General features: G+C 56.9%; 30 protein-coding genes and 1 pseudogene. 18 read left to right on the forward strand and 13 right to left on the reverse strand.

Going from position 1 to position 20,391, the window contains the following annotated elements:
* Positions 1-12: 12 nt before the first annotated feature.
* Entirely contained in the window at positions 13-273 is a 261-nt protein-coding gene (locus AC1DHT_RS04600; RefSeq protein ID WP_477761284.1) for a hypothetical protein, read from the reverse strand.
* Positions 274-275: 2 nt separating this feature from the next.
* Positions 276-587: a hypothetical protein gene (locus AC1DHT_RS04605; RefSeq protein WP_054597600.1), complete on the reverse strand. Its 312-nt coding sequence runs from the start codon at positions 585-587 to the stop codon at positions 276-278.
* A gap of 310 nt (positions 588-897) precedes the next feature.
* Here AC1DHT_RS04605 and AC1DHT_RS04610 point away from each other — a divergent pair, with 310 nt between their 5' ends.
* Positions 898-1,425, forward strand: a complete 528-nt coding sequence (locus tag AC1DHT_RS04610; RefSeq protein ID WP_477761285.1) for a DUF6998 domain-containing protein — start codon at positions 898-900, stop codon at positions 1,423-1,425.
* A gap of 174 nt (positions 1,426-1,599) precedes the next feature.
* Here AC1DHT_RS04610 and AC1DHT_RS04615 read toward each other — a convergent pair whose 3' ends face one another.
* The 8 genes from AC1DHT_RS04615 to AC1DHT_RS04650 form a co-directional block, all read right to left on the reverse strand.
* Positions 1,600-2,277, reverse strand: a complete 678-nt coding sequence (locus tag AC1DHT_RS04615; RefSeq protein ID WP_477751962.1) for a hypothetical protein — start codon at positions 2,275-2,277, stop codon at positions 1,600-1,602.
* Positions 2,274-2,873, reverse strand: coding sequence for a recombination protein NinG (locus AC1DHT_RS04620; RefSeq protein WP_477751961.1), 600 nt, complete (start codon positions 2,871-2,873; stop codon positions 2,274-2,276). Before AC1DHT_RS04620 ends, AC1DHT_RS04615 begins: the two co-directional genes overlap by 4 nt.
* Positions 2,870-3,337, reverse strand: coding sequence for a recombination protein NinB (locus AC1DHT_RS04625; protein WP_477751960.1), 468 nt, complete (start codon positions 3,335-3,337; stop codon positions 2,870-2,872). Before AC1DHT_RS04625 ends, AC1DHT_RS04620 begins: the two co-directional genes overlap by 4 nt.
* Positions 3,330-4,136, reverse strand: a complete 807-nt coding sequence (locus tag AC1DHT_RS04630; protein ID WP_477751959.1) for a replication protein P — start codon at positions 4,134-4,136, stop codon at positions 3,330-3,332. The genes AC1DHT_RS04625 and AC1DHT_RS04630 overlap by 8 nt, the downstream gene beginning before the upstream one ends.
* Complete coding sequence (locus AC1DHT_RS04635; RefSeq protein ID WP_477751958.1) at positions 4,133-4,927, reverse strand: Pyocin large subunit-like protein; 795 nt, start codon at positions 4,925-4,927, stop codon at positions 4,133-4,135. Before AC1DHT_RS04635 ends, AC1DHT_RS04630 begins: the two co-directional genes overlap by 4 nt.
* Positions 4,927-5,259: a hypothetical protein gene (locus AC1DHT_RS04640; RefSeq protein ID WP_477751957.1), complete on the reverse strand. Its 333-nt coding sequence runs from the start codon at positions 5,257-5,259 to the stop codon at positions 4,927-4,929. The genes AC1DHT_RS04635 and AC1DHT_RS04640 overlap by 1 nt, the downstream gene beginning before the upstream one ends.
* A complete protein-coding gene (locus tag AC1DHT_RS04645; protein ID WP_477761286.1) occupies positions 5,256-6,116 on the reverse strand; it encodes a phage antirepressor KilAC domain-containing protein in 861 nt (286 codons plus the stop codon). Before AC1DHT_RS04645 ends, AC1DHT_RS04640 begins: the two co-directional genes overlap by 4 nt.
* A gap of 160 nt (positions 6,117-6,276) precedes the next feature.
* Entirely contained in the window at positions 6,277-6,498 is a 222-nt protein-coding gene (locus AC1DHT_RS04650; RefSeq protein ID WP_477761287.1) for a Cro/CI family transcriptional regulator, read from the reverse strand.
* Positions 6,499-6,877: 379 nt separating this feature from the next.
* On the opposite strand from AC1DHT_RS04650, the pseudogene AC1DHT_RS04655 reads away from it, so the two are divergent.
* The 14 genes and pseudogenes from AC1DHT_RS04655 to AC1DHT_RS04720 all read left to right on the forward strand — a co-directional run.
* Positions 6,878-7,357, forward strand: a pseudogene (locus tag AC1DHT_RS04655) (S24 family peptidase); the annotation flags it as partial.
* Between the two features lie 81 nt (positions 7,358-7,438).
* Positions 7,439-8,182: a HipA family kinase gene (locus tag AC1DHT_RS04660; protein ID WP_477761288.1), complete on the forward strand. Its 744-nt coding sequence runs from the start codon at positions 7,439-7,441 to the stop codon at positions 8,180-8,182.
* Positions 8,179-9,015, forward strand: a complete 837-nt coding sequence (locus AC1DHT_RS04665) for a DUF3037 domain-containing protein (RefSeq protein ID WP_477761289.1) — start codon at positions 8,179-8,181, stop codon at positions 9,013-9,015. The genes AC1DHT_RS04660 and AC1DHT_RS04665 overlap by 4 nt, the downstream gene beginning before the upstream one ends.
* 79 nt (positions 9,016-9,094) lie before the next feature.
* Positions 9,095-9,316 (forward strand): hypothetical protein, encoded by a 222-nt coding sequence (locus AC1DHT_RS04670; protein ID WP_477761290.1) that lies wholly within the window; start codon positions 9,095-9,097, stop codon positions 9,314-9,316.
* A gap of 134 nt (positions 9,317-9,450) precedes the next feature.
* Positions 9,451-9,699: a DUF1654 domain-containing protein gene (locus tag AC1DHT_RS04675; protein ID WP_477761291.1), complete on the forward strand. Its 249-nt coding sequence runs from the start codon at positions 9,451-9,453 to the stop codon at positions 9,697-9,699.
* A 700-nt stretch (positions 9,700-10,399) separates the two neighbouring features.
* Complete coding sequence (locus tag AC1DHT_RS04680) at positions 10,400-10,783, forward strand: response regulator transcription factor (protein ID WP_477761292.1); 384 nt, start codon at positions 10,400-10,402, stop codon at positions 10,781-10,783.
* A gap of 77 nt (positions 10,784-10,860) precedes the next feature.
* A complete protein-coding gene (locus AC1DHT_RS04685; protein ID WP_477761293.1) occupies positions 10,861-11,643 on the forward strand; it encodes a hypothetical protein in 783 nt (260 codons plus the stop codon).
* Positions 11,644-12,316: 673 nt separating this feature from the next.
* Positions 12,317-12,754 (forward strand): hypothetical protein, encoded by a 438-nt coding sequence (locus AC1DHT_RS04690; RefSeq protein WP_477761294.1) that lies wholly within the window; start codon positions 12,317-12,319, stop codon positions 12,752-12,754.
* The gene (locus AC1DHT_RS04695) at positions 12,751-12,942 is read left to right on the forward strand and encodes a hypothetical protein (RefSeq protein WP_477761295.1); all 192 of its coding nucleotides are present in this window, start codon (positions 12,751-12,753) and stop codon (positions 12,940-12,942) included. The genes AC1DHT_RS04690 and AC1DHT_RS04695 overlap by 4 nt, the downstream gene beginning before the upstream one ends.
* On the forward strand, positions 12,939-13,139 hold the full coding sequence (locus AC1DHT_RS04700) for a hypothetical protein (RefSeq protein WP_477761296.1): 201 nt from the start codon (positions 12,939-12,941) through the stop codon (positions 13,137-13,139). Before AC1DHT_RS04695 ends, AC1DHT_RS04700 begins: the two co-directional genes overlap by 4 nt.
* Complete coding sequence (locus tag AC1DHT_RS04705; RefSeq protein WP_477761297.1) at positions 13,136-13,312, forward strand: hypothetical protein; 177 nt, start codon at positions 13,136-13,138, stop codon at positions 13,310-13,312. The genes AC1DHT_RS04700 and AC1DHT_RS04705 overlap by 4 nt, the downstream gene beginning before the upstream one ends.
* Before the next feature lie 150 nt (positions 13,313-13,462).
* A complete protein-coding gene (locus tag AC1DHT_RS04710) occupies positions 13,463-14,353 on the forward strand; it encodes a RecT family recombinase (RefSeq protein ID WP_477761298.1) in 891 nt (296 codons plus the stop codon).
* Positions 14,350-15,987 (forward strand): YqaJ viral recombinase family protein, encoded by a 1,638-nt coding sequence (locus AC1DHT_RS04715; RefSeq protein WP_477761299.1) that lies wholly within the window; start codon positions 14,350-14,352, stop codon positions 15,985-15,987. Before AC1DHT_RS04710 ends, AC1DHT_RS04715 begins: the two co-directional genes overlap by 4 nt.
* 81 nt (positions 15,988-16,068) lie before the next feature.
* Complete coding sequence (locus tag AC1DHT_RS04720; protein WP_477761300.1) at positions 16,069-16,509, forward strand: hypothetical protein; 441 nt, start codon at positions 16,069-16,071, stop codon at positions 16,507-16,509.
* A gap of 92 nt (positions 16,510-16,601) precedes the next feature.
* Here AC1DHT_RS04720 and AC1DHT_RS04725 read toward each other — a convergent pair whose 3' ends face one another.
* The gene (locus tag AC1DHT_RS04725; RefSeq protein WP_477761301.1) at positions 16,602-17,183 is read right to left on the reverse strand and encodes a hypothetical protein; all 582 of its coding nucleotides are present in this window, start codon (positions 17,181-17,183) and stop codon (positions 16,602-16,604) included.
* A gap of 181 nt (positions 17,184-17,364) precedes the next feature.
* On the opposite strand from AC1DHT_RS04725, the gene AC1DHT_RS04730 reads away from it, so the two are divergent.
* Positions 17,365-17,769 carry a hypothetical protein gene (locus AC1DHT_RS04730; RefSeq protein ID WP_477761302.1) on the forward strand — a complete coding sequence of 135 codons (405 nt, stop codon included), beginning with the start codon at positions 17,365-17,367 and terminating at the stop codon, positions 17,767-17,769.
* Between the two features lie 10 nt (positions 17,770-17,779).
* Here the strand turns inward: AC1DHT_RS04730 and AC1DHT_RS04735 are convergent, their stop codons facing one another.
* Positions 17,780-17,965 carry a hypothetical protein gene (locus tag AC1DHT_RS04735; protein WP_477761303.1) on the reverse strand — a complete coding sequence of 62 codons (186 nt, stop codon included), beginning with the start codon at positions 17,963-17,965 and terminating at the stop codon, positions 17,780-17,782.
* A 96-nt stretch (positions 17,966-18,061) separates the two neighbouring features.
* Between AC1DHT_RS04735 and AC1DHT_RS04740 the strand changes: the two genes are divergently transcribed.
* The gene (locus AC1DHT_RS04740; RefSeq protein WP_477761304.1) at positions 18,062-19,360 is read left to right on the forward strand and encodes a DNA-methyltransferase; all 1,299 of its coding nucleotides are present in this window, start codon (positions 18,062-18,064) and stop codon (positions 19,358-19,360) included.
* Positions 19,357-19,647, forward strand: coding sequence for a hypothetical protein (locus AC1DHT_RS04745; protein ID WP_477760925.1), 291 nt, complete (start codon positions 19,357-19,359; stop codon positions 19,645-19,647). The genes AC1DHT_RS04740 and AC1DHT_RS04745 overlap by 4 nt, the downstream gene beginning before the upstream one ends.
* 111 nt (positions 19,648-19,758) lie before the next feature.
* Here the strand turns inward: AC1DHT_RS04745 and AC1DHT_RS04750 are convergent, their stop codons facing one another.
* Positions 19,759-20,382, reverse strand: a complete 624-nt coding sequence (locus AC1DHT_RS04750; protein ID WP_477760926.1) for a hypothetical protein — start codon at positions 20,380-20,382, stop codon at positions 19,759-19,761.
* Positions 20,383-20,391 lie beyond the last annotated feature (9 nt).

The following is a 20,391-nucleotide window of genomic DNA, read 5'->3' on the forward strand; positions in this document are numbered from 1 at the left end:
ACGTGTCGCGACCTACCCCGCCACCTCAAACACATGCCCACGCCGAGCCCAGGCATAAGCCACCACTCCGGCATGGATCATCACGGTGAATGGGCTCACGTAGTGCCCCTGGATCGCCGCAGCGAAATCTCCAAACGCACCGATGGCCACCAGGTAGAACGAAATGCTGAGCGTTGGCTGCTCAATCGGTCGGACGCGGCGCAGGAAGTCGACCGCAGCGATCACCACCAGCACACACAGGAATGCGTCTATGCCTCCCAGAATAGGATTCATGATCAGGCACTCCCGGTTGCGCCGAACCGTCCCGCCAGTGCCTTGAGGCCCGGGATGATGTTCATCGCCAGCAGGCCAATCAGGAAGGCAACACCATTTTGGGTGTCACTATCTGGCGGAAGGCCAAACTGGTGAACGGCCAGGGGCGTGGTGAAAATCGCCGACAGGAAACCGGTGGCCACCGCCCAGAATGCCTGCTTACGGGTCAGTCCCTGCAATAGGGTCAGCGATACACAAGCGCCCGCGAAACCAGCGACAGCTACGCCGTACTTCGCAACGAGCGCAGCCGCAGCTGTAGATGCTGGTTCAGCCATTTGATACTCCAGAAACGAGAAAGCCCCAGCGAATGCTGAGGCTCGAAATAGATTTGCGGTCTCTCCCGCCGTCCGCCAAAGATCTTCACGACGCTGGCACCCTTCTGCACCAGTCTCGCCGATCCGTCTTGCGCCACTCTGGAGCATGTACGGCCAGGGTGCGCGGGCTGCCGGTGTTAATTCCGTACGTCGCACTATCCGGCTATCGACGTCAAGGCCTTCCCTGGAGCCACCAGTGTAAACTGGCGGGATTGACCGCTCACCAAAACGAACCGTCTAAAATTTCTCTGCGCTGAAGGACTTTCGCACAATGAATCTCTCTCACCTGCAAACCAAAGATTTACTCAAGCTTCAATCTGAAGTAATTGGCGAACTCAGAAGTCGTGGGATCCTGAGAACAATGAACAATCCTGTCGGCGACTATGCCGAGTGGCTGGTTGCTTCCGCTCTGGATTTGAAGCTGACCTCAAACTCAGCCGCAGGCCATGACGCGGAGTCCGGAACAGGCAAAAAGATTCAAATAAAGGCACGCCGTGTAAGCCACAACAACAATTCCAGACAGCTCGGCGCAATACGCAATCTGGATAAAGGCGATTTTGACGAGCTAGTTGCAGTGATTTTTAATGAATCTTACGAAGTAGTTGAGGCCGTATCGATACCTCACTCCATCGTAAAGAAATACAGCACGTACAGATCGCACGTGAATGCACACATTTTGCACCTTCGCGGAGCATTGCTTTCCGACAGCGGCGTTCAGGACATTAGTGCGAAGCTAAGCATTTTCAGCAATGCACACGCGTTGCTCGCAGAGGCCGCCGGAGCCGCACCAGCGGCTTGATCGTCCACGCCCTCCATAGCGGTTCCGCTTAATGGAATACCCCCCAAGGAAAGATCCCTGCGACTATGAAAGAAGAAACCCGGCTCGATGGCCGGGTTCAGGTATTCGTGTGCGTGTTGCGTGAATTGCGCACTATGGGAAAAGTACGCGCAATTCCCCGTCATGTCAATATATTTATGCCGCCTCTTCTTCTTTTTCCGCGTGTATCACCTGCCATACCGGTTGTTGTGCCTGAATATCCACTTCCTTGATGACTTCTTTCAGGGATTCCCACAGATCCAGCCAGTCACGCGTCCAGTTCTTTGGGTCAATCGTCACGCCGAAGAAGGTTTTCATCTCAGCGGCGACCCGGGCCGGCCCCCACTCCGCCGCCCCGACGACCTCACCCTTGTACGATTGCAGGGCCAGGGTCACCAGGTACTGCGCCTTCACGCGCTTTGCCGAAGTGAGGTCTGGCAACTTGGCGTGGGCGGTGATCAGCAGAACGGCGTTCATGACGTGGCGCATGGTCATTGCCGGGTGGTAGAGGTAGTGCCCGAACTGCTGCACCTGGAACGGCAGCGTGTCGATGGCGCGCAAGACCTTGCCGATGGTGGCCAGGTGCGCGGCGCGGGCGGTGGACCGACCAATCGGCGTGCGGCGGGTCTCGCTGATGCTGATCTTCTGCCGAACGATCTGGATGCGCTCCTCCTTGTCCTCGCCCAGGGCGGCAAATACGGCCTCATGGCGGCGCATGCGGTTGCCCTTCTGTACTGGAGCCGACTCCGCTTTCTCGATTGCCACAGCGCTGATCGACGCGTTCGATTCGTGCTGCGACTCAGTCCATACCTGTCTTGCGTTGATCAGCCTCATGCTGCTTCCCTCTTCAGTTCTCTGGTCTTTGCCCGGTAATTGGCCTTGATGGTTTTCAACTCTTCGATGGTGTAACGCTTCGGCTCATGCGGTCCCTCCAGCCACTCAACACGCTCAGTGCCGATGCGCTTAACCAGCTCAATCCGGTAATTCACGATGTCGCCGGACTTGTGGTTATTGCAGGGTGCGCACTGTTTCCAGACGTTCAGCGGCTCGAAGCGCAGTTCGGGATTCGCTCCCACAGTGCGATAGTGCCCGGCGTGCCATTGACCCTGGTGATGCCGGCCGCAACTCACGCATGGCAGGGCTGCATCACGCGCCCTCACCCATTCGTTGAACACGGCCTGCGTTTCCTTTAGGTACTGCGCCCGGCTCTTGAGCTTTACCCGCTTCTCGCGGATCTCTGCCCGCTCCTGGCGCGCCAGTGATTTACGGGCCTTCTCCTTGTTGGCGTTGGTGATCGCAATGGCGCACGGGACGCCACAAGCGGCCTGCAATTCTCTAACCGGAACAAACTCGGTCCGGCATTCGGCGTTTTTGCACTTCTTCTTTCGGAACACTCGCGGGGACTTAGCGAAACCCGATTTCTTGATCAAGCGGCCGCCTCCCACTGTTCAGGCATCTGCCCTTTCGGCTCACTCCAGGTGACGCCCTTCTCGGCGCCGAAGACGTACATGCACTCGATCACGTCGCCCAACTCCTGGACGCTCATGCGCTTGGTGCTGACACCGAGCATCACCACCCCTCCGTTGACGCCCTGGGCCATTCGGATTTCTTGACGAGCCGCCGCCGTCATCAGCGCTTTCCAGTCCTCGCTGTCCAGGCGCTGCATCAGGCCGTTGACCGGCCACTCCACCTGGCGCGAGATGTCGCCGAGCATTGCCCAGAGCTTGGCGTTCTGTTCCAGCGTGCGACGGGACTTCACGGGCCGGACGATGATCTCGACGGCGCCGGCGGCGGAAAGCTCGGTGGCGAACAGATACGCGACCTTGAACACTTCACGAATGCGGTTTGAGCCGGCTGACCAGAAGTGGCGCGGTTTAAGGATTACGCTACCCATGGGCTAACTCCCTGCTGCCACGCTGCGTCTCACGCTTGATGTTCAATCGAGCCAGCAGCTGCACGCGCGCTGCGTCGCCTGAAGTTGGAATCCCCTGAATTTCAAGCAGTCGCACCTGACGCTGGGCACCGAACTCCTCGGCCAATTCAACTTCCGATTTCTGGCTGTCATGGCCAATGCCGATCGCGATGTCCTCCAGCGGAAGCCCATCGACCAGCCTGCGGATGGTGATGTCGTAGGCACGGTCAAACACCTTGCTGGCCTTTTCCGATACCAGGTCCGCGAGGTTGTGCATCTCGCATTGCAGTGCGGCGTGACGCACGGCCGGATGCGACCATTCGCGAGAAGTGCGGCGAGCCGGGTGCAGGTTCAACAGCGCTTCACGAAACGCCTTGTCGTGCGATGGAATGCCCATCATCGCCGGCGTCGGCAAACACCACTTGATGAACTTGCCCACACTCGGCGCGAAGTCCGTCCCGCTCTGGCGGCAATTCTGCAGGCCGTACCGGATCTGCTCCAAGGTGTTGATCTCGGCAACGATGAAGGCCTTGGTCCAGCTGCGTTTGGCTGCGCGCAGGGCGTCGTCGTCGGGCCAAGCCTGCCTCCATGCCGGGAAAATCGCCTGCAACTCCTTGAACAGGGCGTTGACCACTTCCACGGTGCCGGACGGCAAAGTCTTGGGCATGACCGGCATGGGTGCCGGCTGATAATCCGCAATGGCGGACCTCAGGTCCGTGGTGGCGCCGACGATGCTCATCAACTGCGCGGCGCTTCTTGGCCGTTTAGGCTTGTTGCTCATAGGCCGCCACCGATGTCATTCGCCCATGTCTGGTCATCAAAGTCTGGGCCGTTCGCCTGACGCTGCGGCCGAAGCTGATGGACATTGCTGCCCGCGGGGGCCGGCACTGGCACTTCGTCTTCCCAGCGCTTGCCATTGAGCCACGTCGAGGCGTGCGGGATGAATTGGCCGTTGTCCTTGGTCCAGTCGACGCTGAGGCTCTGCGCGCCCAAGGCTTGGATCATGGCCTCAAAAAGTTCTACGGACAGATCAAGCTTGTCCCAGGCCTTGCGCGCAGCGTCCTTACTCACCTTGCGGGGATACAGCGCCCAGAACCGTGCGAACAGCTCCGCAGGATCGACTGCATCATCGCCAAAAGGCTTTTGATCTTTCTCTTCTCTTCTCTTCTCTTCTCTGGTCCGCTTTTTGTCCGCATCACTAGCGGACATATTGCGGACAGACTCACCATTGCGAGTATTGCGCTTGCGCTCATTGTCATTGGCGCGGCGCTTCGCACTCTTGCCGTTGTGCTCGTCAAAGCGAGGCATTACAAGGCTTCCACAGTCATCGAGGGCCACCCACTCAACGTCAATCATGGCCTGCGTGAAGCCTGGCCAGCCAATGACCGCATCCATTGCATCTGTGGTGTAACCGACCAACACGCCATCATCACAATGGGTGTCAAAGATGCTCCAAGCGATGTGCAGTCCGCCGATGATCCGAAGTCTGTCCGCTTGCAATGCGGACACCATGCGGAAAACTTTCGGATGGGTCTGAAGGTCGATGCGCATTTTTATCCAATCTCCAGCCATTACGCGGCTTCCTGTGTGGTGATGGCTACGTCATAACGCTCGACAGCACGAACGGCCAGCTTCAGCTTGCGCTTGGCTGTGTTGACGGCTTGACGGGCGTTGCAGCGAGCGATGTAGAGGTGACGAGTCGCGTCGATAACCGGAAGGAACTCTTCGACCTCCGGGTTGATTGGGCGGCGATCGTCAAATGGGCGGCCATGCTCTTCGAAGAAGTCGGCGTAACCTTGGTCAAGACGGCGCTGAGCTTCGGCAAGATCGTCGAGAGCGGATTGATGAGTCATCGCACGATCGGCAACGCGGAGAGACAGCTGAAGGCGCTCGGTGGTGATCACTGCGCACCTCCCAGCAGATCGGCTTCGCGGCGAGACCACATAGCCTGAAGTTTTGTTAGTCCCTTACCGGTCACCCGAGGAGTGACCACCGTCGTTTTGCCGTTCTCCGGATGTTCAAAAGTACTGAGCTTCGAGGTCAGGTAACCGGATTCAATAGGGCCTTGCATGGGTTCGTTCTTGCGGATAGTGACCCAGCGGCGTTGACGCAAGAACGCCATCAGGCGGTTCTGCCCAGTGCCGATCAGCTTTGCAGCTTCAGCCACCGAGTAGGTTTCGTGCGTGACAGTCACGGCATCGAAGAAACCCACCTTCGGCGCGTCGGCGGCGACCTTCTGCTCGAGCATCAGGTTTTCGTGGGACAGCTCAGAGTTGTCCGCTTCCAGAGCTACGACTTTTTTCACGTTGTCGGTGAGCAAGACAAGCAAGGTGCGCGGATCGTTTAGGGCGGCGGCATAGTCGAAGGCTGGCTTGGCATGAACCAGGCTCCAGAATTCCTTAACGAGGCGCTTTTTGAACTCACGAACAATCGGGCTGTTGCGCATATAGGTGAGGATGAGCGTCGACTGCTGCTCGTTGAGAATGGCAAATTCAGTATCTGCGCCGCCGTGCTGGCCGGCTGGTCTTGGCTGGATTTCAAATCCGAGCAAGCCGAACTCTTCCAGATCAGCCTGATACGTGCGAACAAGCTTGATAACGCTTGCGTGATCGACGCTGCAGCCAGAAGCAATTGCCAGGGTCGTAGTGACGGCCTCGCCATCTATAAGGGTGACGATTTCAGTACGCGACACGTTTTGCGAATTCTGAAAACGTGTCGCGACATGGATCGGGGTATTGCTTGAAATGGGCTGGCTCTGCATAATCGGGTCTCTCTAGTTTTGCGAATCAGCCGACCTCTCCGTCGGCTTTTTTGTGTCTGGAATTTGAGTACTGGATGAATCAACAGCGACTTCGGGTTTCTATCCGCGGAGGCCGGCAGGGCCGATACTGGCTACATGGATCGGCGGACAGGGTTTCGCTTCAGGCGGCCATCTCAGCCCAGGGGAATGACGGGCAAAGTTCCTCCCTCTTCACCTCGCCATTTGTGAACGTCTCAATCTGAATTGCTCTTGCTGCCGGAACCGGTCGATCTCCTGAACACCACTGGCTAACAGTTGGAGTTCGAACATCAAGACGGCTGGCTAGCGCTGTTTGGCTGCCCAAAATACCGGCTGCCTTTCGAACCGCTTCTGCTGGTGTCATGGGGGTTTCTCCGTTTTGTCATGCGCAAAATATAAGGCATTAGCTAATCTATAACAAGCCATTGCCTACTCGGCTAATGGATAGGCTTAATTAGGCAATGCTTACAGGATCGGAATTAGGCGCAGCCATCGAGCAAGCTCGGGTCGCCAAAGGCGTTACAAAGAAGAAGCTCGCCGAAGATTTCGGCGTGGCGGGCCCGTCTGTCCAAGGCTGGGTAAAGACGGGGCGAATCGACAAATCAAAGCTCATGGAGCTGATCGAGTATTTCTCGGACGTTGTGAAGCCGGCTCACTGGGGCTTGAGCGATCGCATGGGCGATATTCTTACGACCCCCGGGGCTGAGCTCGAGCCGAAACCCAAAGCGCGAGTCGATATTCACTTGTCCGACATCAGGCCATGGGACGAAAAAACGCCCCTTGGCGATGACGAAGTTGAGGTCCCGTTTTTGCGTGAGGTCGAACTATCTGCCGGATCGGGCCGCTTCGCTATCGAAGAGGACGGGGGCGAGAGCTTGCGCTTTCGAAAGAAGAATCTGCGCGAGAATAACGTTCAGTTTGACAAGGCCAAATGCGTGACCGTCCGGGGAAACAGCATGCTGCCGGTGCTTCGCGACGGCGCAACTGTTGGCGTCAACCTCGGCAAAACCGGATTGAGCGACGTAATCGACGGCGATTTGTATGCGCTCAACCATAATGGCCAGCTGAGGGTTAAGCAGCTGTACCGCCTTCCGGCAGGTCTTCGGCTGCGCAGCTTTAACCGCGACGACCATCCCGACGAGGACTACACCTTCCAGCAAATGCAGGATGAGCAAATGCACATCCTTGGGCATGTGTTCTGGTGGGCGATGTACGCCAGGTAGCCGACCCGGGAAAGCAAGAGATCTAGGATCTTGATCTACTTATTTTGGTCTTGGACCGCATAGCACAGGGAAGTCAGGTACATGCCTGAAATCATCAATGCCATTGAGATAGTGCGACAAAGCCATCAAGGCTACTCAATAAAGCCCTTTATCGTTCGTGCCGATGATGGGCATTCTTATTTTGTGAAAGGCCTAGCGAAATCCGGCGGCCCTGCCCTCATTTCAGAGGTTCTCGGCGCCGAGCTTGGCAGAAGCCTTGAGCTCCCAATTCCAACATGGCGACTTATGCATGTGCCTCCCGAGCTCATTGCCTTCAGCGCTATACCCAATGTTGGAGACCTAGGTGGAGGACTTGCGTTCGCATCCAGGGCGGTAGAAAACGCCTCCGACTTCACTCTGAGCAACATAAACACCACCTCGGCCGAACTGAAGCGAAGAGTTCTACTCTTCGATTGGTGGGTTCGGAACGAGGATCGCTGCCTGGGCCCCATGGGCGGAAACGTGAATCTAATCCTAGATGCTCAGGGCTCGCTGAACGTCATAGATCACAACCTGGCGTTTGACAGAACCTTCAATTGCGATGACTTTATAGAAAGCCATGTATTCCGAGATAGTCGTGCGGGTTTCAGGGATTACGTCACCCGTCAGGAATACTCGCAAATGCTTAACGGGGGGGTCTTGAACTGGGGTACGATCACTGCCCTTTTGCCAGATGACTGGATCTACCGAGACAGCGACCACATTGACGAGACCGAGCCTACATTGGCTGACCGTCTAGAAATTCTAGAAGTGTTCAGGGAAGAGCGGTTCTGGGGACCCCTATGAAATACATCTGCAACTACTCAATTCTCAGGTTCTTGCCTTACCCTGAAACAGGTGAGTTCGTAAATATTGGTATCGTGTTGATCGCCAATAATGGCGACTTTCGCTTCAAAATCGAGCAGAAACGGCAACGCGTTACAAATTTCTTCCCAAGCCTCGACTCTAAGATTTTTCAGAGGGCTCGCCGCGAGATGAACGCAGAGCTTGCAAGGCTCAGCGGATTTTTCACACAAAATCGTGGCGACCTTGGAGCTTTGTTAAACACTTTCAAGCATCTCATCCATCCGCGAGAAACGATGATGCGATTCAGCGATCCAGGAACGATGGCAACTGATAATGCTGACGTTGCGCTGAAGGCTTTGTTTGACCACTACGTCAATCATAGCTTCGCTACCAAGGAGTATCAGGAAACAGCTCTTGAGAAGCAGCTTGGCAAGCTTTTGGCAGACTCCCATCTGCGGCAGCGCTACAGCGAAAGGAAATTAGGTACCTCCGATTACCCAGTAAAATTTCCATTTGTACTCTGCGAGGGGCAGATGCCAGTCCAGGCTATCAAGCCAATCCATCTAGGCCACGATGAGCCTTCAAAAATCTTGGAGCATGGCGATGCATGGATTTCCAAAGTTAGACGGCTGAATGGAGCGCATCAGCTCGCAGAGGACACCTTGTTCGTTGCGGGACCGCCAGAATCTGGAAAACCAAAATTGCTGAAGGCTTACAGAGAAATATCTGAAGAGCTTCAGTCCTTTGAGGGGGTCCGCGTAATCAGCTATGCCGAAGATAGAGGCGAGCTTTTGAAGCAGATAAAGCAAGGTATACCTACAACACTGCAGTAAAAAAAGCCCGGCCCAGCGCCGGGCTTTTCGTATCCGCCCTCCCCGGCTAATCTGTCTAGAACGCCCAGAGGATCGATCTATGGTTTCTGACAAACTCACCCTGTCGCTGCTTTCTCGAATGGCAGATGTCCAACTGGCACTGGCCACGGGCATGAAGGGGGTTACCCCTACGACTCAGGCATACCCTGAGCAAGCATTGCTACGCATTTCTCACGCCCTTGAGATTGTGGAGGCTGCAGTAGTCGATATCGAGCAGATCCGCGCAGCAAGCAATTCAAGCGCTTATACCAAGCTGCACTGAGTCCGATCGGGCGCTATCACCCCTTCCAGGCCCGTCGAATGAGGGCCTTTTGTTGCCCGCTTATCCTCCCTTGCTTGCCAATCGCCAGGCCATCCATATACTGGATATTCAACCAGTATATGCGAGCACACCCCATGGCCAAGAAAGCCGCCGCACCAAAACTACCCTCCTCCTACGAGCTGCTCGGCACTCGCATTCAGAAGATCATCAACTCAACTGGCGCGCAAACCTCGAAGCGAGCGGTCATCTACAAAGCTCCAGATGAATCGCCGGATGATTGGGTGCAACTGCTCGAGGATATCGCCGAGGCGGACAACGTGACCGTGGCGCACCAGGATGATGGTGGAGTGCAGATTTCTTGGGTTGTACCCAAGGAAGACTGACCGAAACTGAATAGACGAAGCCCGCCGAGCGCGGGCTTTTTCATGCCCTCAAGAAAATAATTAGGCATTACCTATTTACAACTAATTAGCCAATGCCTAATATAAGTCCCAAGCCAACTAATCACCGGCCCAGCAGCGAAAGCCGCGACCGCTCTTTAACAACCTGCGCCATACACGATTACCCGGCGATTCGTTGGGAGGTCAGCCCCGGCCACACCTGTGGGGCGAGAGAAAGTCAGGTGAACAAAATTGCGCTGCCACTACTGGCGACCGGCGACAGACAGGCACGAAAGCCTGCCCACGATGGGATACCCCATACGGCTGTCGAGGTGTTGACCGAACTGGCGAATGACCCGGTAAGCGGCGCGAGACAGATTCAAAATTAGCGCTCTGAGCCTCGGCTATGAGGAGCGCCGGACCTCATGCGGTGTGCCTACTTAAACAGGCGCCAGGGACTGTACGTCGCATGTTGTAAGCACCAATGACCACCTGGCAACGCTGATCAAGCTGGGTGAACAGGAAGTCCCGACGCCAGACCAAAGACGCGCCGGACCTGCAATCAGTAGCGGGGAAAGGCAAAACATCGCTGACGCAATAACCCCGGTCTGACGCCAGTAGCGTGACCGGGCGTTTTACGAACAGTTTCACCACTACACCTGGCCTGCCGGGTGCAGCGGGAAACCAACCGGGAGTCACTACGATGGAAGCGACAATCATCAACGGCGCATGGAAGGGTCACCTCGGTCGCGGCCTTGCACCGCGAGAGCTTCAGTTCCTTCTCTGGATTGCCCAGGGATTCACCTCGAAAGAGATCGCCCGAGAGGCAGGCATCGAGGCCGGCACCGTTAAAAAGCGCCTCACCAATGCGATGTTCAAGCTCGGCGTCACGCGGCGCACCGCCCTGGTGGCTGAGGCGATGAAGCGGCAGATCATCACGCCGATGTGCTTTGTCCTGGCGGCGCTGGTCGCCATTCACTCAATGCTCGATGACGAGTTGATGCGCCGTGATCGCCGCGTGCCTGATCGTCGTACAGCTCAAGTCCGGATGGTGCGGCGGGCCGAATGCCCTGCTCTGGCCGTATGACCGAAACACAGGTTTCACTGGCTGGCCTTGGTGACAGGGCCAGATGGGAAATCAACCGATCAAGCACGGAGCACCAAATGAGCGAACAAACACTTCAGCAGCTTCTGGCCGAGCGGGTCGCCACTTATGCTGCATCCGATCGACCGCGCGAGCTGATCGACGAAGGTATTGAAAAGATGTTCAAGTCCGTCGTCGAGGATGCATTCCGCTCCTACGGTGACTTCTCAGGCCAGATCAAAGAAGCGGTAAAGGCTGCCCTACCGGCGAACGTTTCCGACATGTTCGAGCTTCAGCGTTACAACTCGCTCATCGCCAACGCCCTGCGTCAGCGCTGGGAAGAGGCGGCCATGGGCTCGGTCATCTTGGAGCACGCCGACAAGAGCATCACCGAGCTTCTTTCTGCCGACGGACTACTTACCGGCGAGGTTTCGCTGAAATCCTTGCTCGATGAGTTCATCGATGAGCACAAAGAGCGGGCCGCCGAAGAGCGCTGGAGTTCACCAGAAATCCGATTCGAAGAAAGCAGCTCCTATTCGTCTGAGTTCCTCTACATCGCATTCGACCCTGAGCCGGAAGGCAGTCGAGATCGGCGCATTTATAGTTCCGGCGAGCGCGGTATTCATAGCCTGAAGCATTCGCTTCACGTTCATATCAAAGGTGAGCGCGAAACTGGTGATCGGTTCCGCGCGAAAGAACAGTTCGGTGAAGTGATGAGCGCCAAGCTCGATGACAACAAAGTGGCAATCAACATGCGAATTCGCACGAAGTGGGAACGCATGCTCGCGTCCCTTTACTTCGGCAACGCTATTCTGGTGATCGACTGCGATCCAGACGACTTCTCCTATGGATTCGATGACTGACCAACCAGCGCCACGTCAGCCTGACGAAAACTGCCCGATCCTCTCGACGAGAGCGCATCGGAGATCGCTCGCCCCTCTGTCGTGATAGCAGGGTGGCCACCTTGTCCCGAGCCAGAGCGGATTTTGTCGCGGCGTAGACGGGCAACACTCAAAGGGATTCGAGCGATCTCCGATGCGGACGAAACTGCGGCTTATAACCGCCCACCTGCATCAACCCAGGGAATCAACACGGCGGTGGAAGTCCGCGCCGGAGACGTAACCGGCAAGCTTTGGCTTTAAGATAACGGAGTTCTGTCCGTAACCACATTCCTGCTTCCACACTTGCACATGGGGATCATCGCTTCGGAGCGTTTACGATAAAACTCGTAGTCTTTTGCAGGGACGGTGTTAAAGCCTTCCCAGCGTTCCTCTGTCCTACCCCAATCGTCTGAACGCCAGATCTGTACACCTTCATGCCCACAATCGCTGCAGGTCGCTTTGTACCTGCGCTCATCCCAGCTCATTTTGATCTCCTTATCACCGAAAAACTCGCTGGAATATAGCAGCGATACAGCCCTACATCCCCTCCGACACCACCCGCATGCGACTTCCCACGGCGCCCTCCGGCTGCTAGCCGTGCAGCGAGCTCGCAGCCGAGTTTTGTTGGATCAACACCGCCACTTTGGAGCCGACCATGTCAGCACTACGCAAAGCTCAGTTTGAGTACGACGAACTTCTTCCGCCGTCAGTGAACGAAGATCATCGCGCGGAAACAGAGTGGCTTGAGCACTCCGCCGAGCAACTGGTATGTGGTTCCGATGTCACCTGGAAGCGTCGATCTGGCGCGGCTCGCGTGATTACTGCCGATCAATACGCCACGTACCTGCAAGGACATCTCAACCAGCGCCAGATTGATGGCTTGGACCAGCGAGATTCATTCGCACGCATCGTGCTTGCGTCCATCGTTGGCAGCCAGAGCGAAGCTCACACACATGCCGCCGACCTTCTCGGCGAGCAGCGACCGGTCGAAACCGTCGAAAAAATCGCAATGGCCATGCTCAGGCCCTACGCCGCCGACGCGGTTGCCGCCGAGCGAGAAGCGAGGGAAGACGAAGTGGATGGCGATCTGTGAGCCCTCACATCCTGATCGACCAAGCCCTTGATGGCGTCGCCGCCCCATCCGGCGCAGAGGACATCAGCCTGCTGGTCCAGGCACTGATTACGCGCCTCTTCACCGATGGCGCGATCACCACTGACGAGTTCAACCACTACTGCAAGCGGCTGCGGGAAATCTGCCAGCAGCGCAAGGAGGCATCATGACCACATCACCAGTAAAAACGCTGATCGACGAACAGCTCGAAGACGTCACAGCACACAACCTGCGCGAAGCCTATGGCTTGGCCGAACGGCGCGGGTTCTTCGGTGCCCCGCTTGAGCAGTACGCCGAGCCTGGTTATGGCGGTCGCGTCCTGCAGGTGCTGCGTTACCGAGTTGCTCAACTGGAGCGTGAGCAGTGAGCGGCCACGGCGCACATCTACGCGGTCAAAGCCTGGCCAAACGCTGCGCGAAGCTTCGACGTGAAGGCCTGCCACTGACTGAGGTCGCCCAGATCGCCGGCGTCACTCGAGAGCAGGTCGCGGCCAAGATCAAGCTGGGCGAGCGCCTTCTATCGCTCGTTGAGTCTGCATGACGACCTGCCACCTCATCTGGCGCAGCGTCGCAACCTCCCTTCACGGCTGGTCTGGCTGGCTTGCACTGATCACCCTGGCCGATCTGATCGCACCGAAGTAACTCGAATCCAATTTCACAGCGCCCCGCAAGGATGGCGCGGGAGACACTCATGTCTGCTCAAAGCGTGGCGCAAGTGGCGCACGAACAAACGCTACACATTCTTCCTCATGCTGCGACCAGCACCAGCGCACTGGTACTCGACGGCGACAGCCTCGACAAAATGATGCGCCTAGCTGATGTCATGGCCACCGGCCGCGCCACAGTGCCCAAGCACTTCAACGGAAACTCGGCTGACTGTCTCGCTGTGGTGATGCAGTCGATGCAATGGAAGATGAACCCGTTTGCGGTCGCGCAGAAAACGCACCTGGTGAATGGCGTGCTCGGTTACGAAGCTCAGTTGGTCAACGCGGTGATCACCACCTGCGCACCAGTGCTGGACCGTCTGCATTACGAGTGGTACGGCGCCTGGGAAAAGGTGATCGGTAAGTTCGACATCAAGACCAATACCGAAGGAAAGCAGTACCGCCAGCCAGGCTGGAAGTTGGAAGACGAAGAAGGCTTGGGCGTGAAGGTCTGGGCCACGTTCCGCGGCGAGGACGAGCCTCGCGTTCTGGAGCTGCTGCTGGCTCAGGCCCGCACTCGCAACAGCACGCTCTGGGCCGATGATCCCCGCCAACAGCTGGCCTACCTCGCCACCAAGCGCTGGTCCCGCCTCTATTGCCCCGACGTGATCCTTGGCGTGTACAGCCCCGATGAGCTCGAAGAGTCTGCGCCAATCATCCGTGATGTTTCTCCGACAAAGACTCGGGGCACCGCCGAGCTTCCCCCCTATCCCGAAGAAAAGCTCACCGAGAACCTGCCGAAATGGCAGATCGCGGTCGACGCCGGCAAGTCATCACCTGGCCACCTGATCGCAACCGTCAGCAGCAAATTCACCCTGAGTGAAGAACAGATCGAAAAGATCAACGCCCTCGCACCTATTGAAGGAGAGCAAGAATGAAAATCCATAACGTCGCTCAGGGCTCCGAAGCCTGGCATGCGCTCCGCGCCAACTACTTCACCGCCTCCGAAGCCCCGGCGATGATGGGCGCGTCGAAGCAGATGAAGCGTACCGAACTGCTCCACGCCAAGAAGACCGGCCTCGACCGCGACGTGTCGTGGTGGGTGCAGAAATACCTGTTCGACAAGGGCCATGAAGCCGAAGCAATGGCGCGGCCAATCTTGGAAGAACGAATAGGCGAAGACCTGTTCCCCGTTGTCGGTACCGAGGGTGACCTGCTCGCCTCGCTCGATGGTTGCACCATGCTCGGCGAGACATTGTTCGAACACAAAATGTGGAACGAACAGCTCGCCGCTGATGTGCTGGCCGGTACCCTCGACCCGCACTATTACTGGCAGCTCGAACAGCAACTGCTGGTGAGCGGCGCGGAGAAAGTGATCTTCGTTTGTTCCGATGGCACCGAGGACAATTTCGTATCGATGGAATACACGCCGATACCGGGTCGCGCCGCGACACTCGTTGCCGGGTGGAAGCAGTTCCAAGCCGACCTGCTCGACTTCACACCTGCCGAGGTTCTGCCTGAGGCCGTCGGCAAGACACCTGAAAGCCTTCCCGCACTGCGCATCGAAGTCACCGGCATGGTCACCGCCAGCAATCTGGAGCAGTTCAAGGCTCACTCGTTGGCAGTCTTTGCGGCGATCAACACCGAATTGGAAACCGACCAGCACTTCGCCGATGCCGAGAAGACGGTCAAGTGGTGCGGTGATGTTGAAGAGCGCCTGGCTGCGGCCAAGCAACACGCACTGAGCCAAACCGAAAGCATCGACGCCCTCTTCCGCACCATCGACGAGATCAGCGCCGAGGCACGCACCAAGCGCCTGATGCTCGACAAGCTGGTCAAGGCTCGAAAGGTCAGCATCCGCGAAGACATCATCATGGGTGCGGCCAAGGCACTACAAATCCACATCGACCAGATCAACGCGTCACTGGGCGGTAAGGCTCGCATGCCTGCGGTGACGGCAGACTTCGCCGGCGCCATCAAAGGCAAGAAGAGCATCAGCAGCCTGCGCGATGCCGCCGACTCAGAGCTGGCCCGGGCGAAGATCGCTGCCAGCCAGACCGGCGACAGCATCCGCGTCAACTTGGCCAGCTATGACGAACTCGCCGCAAGCCACACATTCTTGTTTAACGACCTCCAGCAGCTGGTGCTTAAGGCCAATGACGACCTGGTCGCGCTGATCAAGGTGCGGATCTCGGAGCATCAGAAAGCCGAAGAAGTGAAGGCTGAAGCTCAACGGGAGCGGATTCGGAAGGAAGAGCTGCAGCGGATCGAAGACGAAGCGAAAGCAAAGGCTGTCATCGAGCCGGCACCTGCACAACCAGCACCGACCGCCTCCTCGATGAGAGCCGCTCCAGCGGTTGCTGCAATTGCGAAGCCCGCAGTGGCCACAGCAAAGCCGGTGACCTACCGAGCGGAAGTCACGGACCTTGAAGCGCTGGTGCACGCGGTTGCCGGTGGCCTCGCACCGCTCAGCGTGCTGACCGTGAAATGGGAAGCGTTGGATGCTCTGGTTGCACAGCAAGGTTCACTGTTCAGCATGGCCGGCGTAACCCTGGTGAACGCAGCGGCATGAGCAAGATCAAGCGAGTAGTAAATCAAAGACGCCGGCAGCCTTGGCTGGGCCTGCCGGCCAGCGGAATTGAAGAGGTAGACCATGGCCAAGAGTGGGAAGGAGCGATCGGCCAAGACGGCACTGAAGCGGGTGGCGAAGCTCGAGGTGGAGCTACGCCACAAAGTGCGCCACGGCATCACGGAGATGCTGGCCGATCTGATGCGCTGGAACGAAATCGAGGAAGCTGGCGAGGTGTTGCAACTGCTGATCTTGAATGCTGACCCGGTTGCGGCTCTATCGCAGGCAGCAGTAGAGCTTTCGTCGACACCACCTGGATTGATCCGACATCACGTCAGGCCTGGTGCTCTCGATCAGCTGAATGAGATTGCCAAGAGCCTGCACGGGGCCAGCCACAAGCATGCGATTGAGCTGCTGATTCTGTGTGCGCATGCGGCCGGACCCGAAGGCTCCACCGAGTATCTATGCATTCCGCGACACGAAATCGTGTTTAGCGAAAACGTGTCGCGCATTTTTTTTGAATGAAAGCCTGCGCGAATTACGCAAAGACCCGGGCGACGAGCACTTCCCTCCGAACTGATGTCTTACCTCACACTGATGAGCTGCATAGCCCGCCTTTACTTAACTGGTGGGACGGGTGATGGGTCTGATGGCAGCTTGTATACATACCTGGGGTAGTAAAGACATTCCGCTTTGGCAGCAATGGCGGCCTCATACCTGGCCTTGGGACCGTTTGGCTCTATCATAGCCACGATCATTTTTTCCTTCACGCTTGCACTAATACTGTTCATGACTTGAGCATCAGCTGCTCCACTAAATCCCGCTTCATCAATGGTTCTCGTGGCCATGTTAGCTGCGCCGCCCATCCCGCTGAAGGCCGCGATCCATGGCGCATTAGCTGCTGCATTTGCACTAATCAGAGCTGGAGCCACCACGGCGCCAGCTACGAGTCCACCAAGAGATATCCATAAGTTTTTTTTCGATCTTTTCTCGGCTAGGGCGCTTCTCGAACCTAATACCTCGCTGCATACCAAGTTCGCATCATCAATTGCAGCCTGAATGACTGGCTCTGCAATCGCATTATCCGCTCGGCCTGTTTGAGTTTGCGAAACGGCTAATAACTGTTTTTCGCTAAGTGGTGATGTACCGCATCCAGCGAAAACAAAGAAAGCAAGCGCGAAAATAATTTTTTTGATCATGCGTCGAGTCCATTCGCTGAGATTGAACAGAGTTTGTTCAAACACAGTGGTAGCACAACGAAATTAAATTGCCATAACACAGCACATTTTTTGGCTTCGTCGCGGGCCATCTGCGCATAGATAACACTCAGCCTCTTTTCGCATCAGGTCACGGAGGGCGGCGCCCGACTGGAGACAACCCATGAGCTATAACTGCGCATACGTCCGGCAGCACTATCAGGTGCCTGCCGAAGTCGGTCGCCGTGTCATCGCCTACGGAAAACCCGGTGTCATCCTCGCTGATCGCGACCACTACATCGGCGTAGTTCTGGACGAAGACCCGAAGAAGCGTATCCGGAACCACCACCCAACCCACGAAATGCAGTACGGCGAAATGGCCGATACCCTGCCGCTCAAGGAGTGGAAAGTCATCCCTCCATGGGTCGATTGGTTCGATGTTGAGCATTACATCGGCGACGCCCGCCACTGGGTGAAGACAGTCTGGGCAGCCACGCGCAGTCAAGCCAAGTACAAGGCCTACGAAGACCTGCAAGACAACTGCTATAGCTCGAAGGCCATGTGCTACTTCAAAGCCAGGCGTGCCTAACCGCCCTCACTTATTGCGCTGAATTGTCTGTGAATAGGTCAATCGACTGCCCGTAGGTAGCAAACTCAATTATCTGCCGCAAGCAAATAATCACCTCCAGTTTCTGCTTGTCGTCGGGAATTCCTATTCGCTTCAGCATCGCTCTGGCGTCTTCCTCGATCGCCGCGAGTGCATCGATGTCGCTTTGCAATCTCATGTCAGTCTCCCGTCAGGCTGCATCGAGCATAAACCAATAGCCCACTTCAACGAATCACGCCAGCCGGCGAGGCAGGCGCCTGACTGGAAATCACTTATGACCCCTTCCCTCCAGATACTGGTTGGCGACTGCCTGAAGCTGATGCGGCAGATACCTGACAACTCGGTCGACAGCGTCGTGACCGATCCACCCTACGGTATTCGGTTCATGGGCAAGAGCTGGGATGGCCAGGATATCGAAGACCGCGCCGCCTACCGGGCCAGCATGCCGTCACATGCTTCAGCGTGCGGCCCGAATGGCGGACATCGCTCAGTTGCGGCCGAGGCTGGCAAGTACGATCTGACGCCCAACGGCATGCGCGCCTTCCAGTCCTTCACCCTAGAGTGGGCAACGGAGGCGCTTCGGGTACTTAAGCCCGGCGGACACCTGCTGTCGTTCGCCGCAGCTCGCACCTACCACCATATGGCGGTGGGTATCGAAATGGCGGGATTCGAGATTCGCGACCAGATCATGTGGGTGTTCGGTTCAGGCTTTCCCAAGTCGCACAACCTCAAGGGTGACCACAAAGGCTGGGGCACCGCTCTCAAACCGGCGCATGAACCAATCTGCATGGCCCGCAAGCCGCTGACAGGTACGGTTGCGGCCAATGCTCTGGAACATGGCACCGGACCAATCAACGTAGACGCCTGTCGCATTCACGGGCCGGATGCCGCCGGCGGCCAATACACCCAGAAGCGGATGGCACCAGGACACAACGTCAATGAAACTGGCAAATGGAAGCAGGACGTGGAATTCACCGGCGAGCGAAAGGCCGGGCGCTGGCCAGCCAATCTGATTCACGACGGAAGCGACTGTGTGGTTGCGATGTTTCCGACGGAGGCCGGCGCCAGCGCACCAGTGCGCGGTAACGAAGCCAGCGCGGCGAGTACTGGCGAGATCACTGGCAAGCGCGATCGAGTGGCTGGGGCATTTCACGGCGACACCGGCAGCGCCGCCCGCTTCTTCTACTGCGCCAAGACGAGCCGCGCCGATCGGCACGAAGGCCTGATCAACCCAGGTCCCCAATTCAAACGCGGCAACACGTTACGTAAAGTTGAGAACGCTGCCACCACCGGCAACACGCACCCAACGGTGAAGCCCACCGACCTGATGGCCTACTTGCTTCGTTTGATCACTCCGGCGGGCGGCACCGCGCTCGATCCGTTCATGGGCTCAGGCAGCACCGGTAAAGCAGCAATGCGCGAGGGCTTCAAGTTCATCGGCTGCGAGATCGACGAACAGTACGTGGCGATCGCCCGGGCGCGTATTCAGCACGAGCTCGACAAACAAAACGTGCCCCCTCGATGGGTCGACAACCAACTATCCCTGTTCACTTCAAAGGAAGGTGCGTTATGAGCACATTTGCAGTGTTTGGCATGACCCGCGCTGTCGCCATGGCCGAGGCCAAGAAGCGCACCAAAGGCACCCGCAAGAATCTTCAGGCGCCAGGCGGCGTCGAGCAAATCCCTCTGCCTGAGTGGTTGGCCATGGTCGAGAGGAAGACCGAGCAGATCATGGGGGGGGTACGGTTCGCCAGCTCTCGCCGCTGTTCGACGCACCTCAGTACGCCGAACAGTTCATTGAACTGGCCCGCAAGACGCTTCAGTGCCGTGACTTGCGGATCAGGTTCAAGGCAGTCCTGACGGACGCCAAAGGCAAGCCAATCATCAACCCGAAGACGAAGGCGCCGAAGGTTGGGTTTACGGAGTGGCCGCCGAAGCAAGAGTCTCAAGCGGCGGCCTGACCCGCCCCACTTATTGCGCTGATTCTCTTTTACTGGAGTCAAGCATGCTGATAGTGAGTCCGGCCATTTCCCAATAATGATTAAGTAGAGTTATGTTTTTTTGCGCGGTTCCACTTAACGGGTCCCAGTTAGGAAGCCGCTTGCAAACATCAAGAGCAAAATCAGAGGCAACTTTTAACTCGTTCAGCATGTACACCTGCCCTGCATCCAGCTCCATAATGTCAATCGATTTCAATGCCTCGATATGCGGCGGCCATTTCAGATTCCAGCCTATTTCTAAATAAGGATTAATGGTATTAGCTCCAAAATCCTCTACGGCATTGAAGATAGTACTGTGAAGAAGTCTTAGTTGCTCCTGTTGGTTTTTCGCCAACAAAAGCAGAATGCTTTTTATTCTTTCAGACTTTTGTTTTTCAGCGAGAACCTTCTCAGCATTTTGCTTTTCGGCTTGGCGATTGCTGATTTGAAATGCTCCCCAAATCGCAGCGATTGAGCCAACGGCCTGAACCCAGCTTGCCAGCTCGCTGCTGGTGAGTTTCAGAAGAGCGATACAGAAAATCGCGGCCAAGGCCAAAACAAAATTTTGCACTGACATCCAAGGCTTCAGCAGTTCCTTCCCGCGATCGTTCAGCATCCCTTTACC

The sequence above is a fragment of the Pseudomonas sp. 05N432 genome (assembly GCF_056396945.1).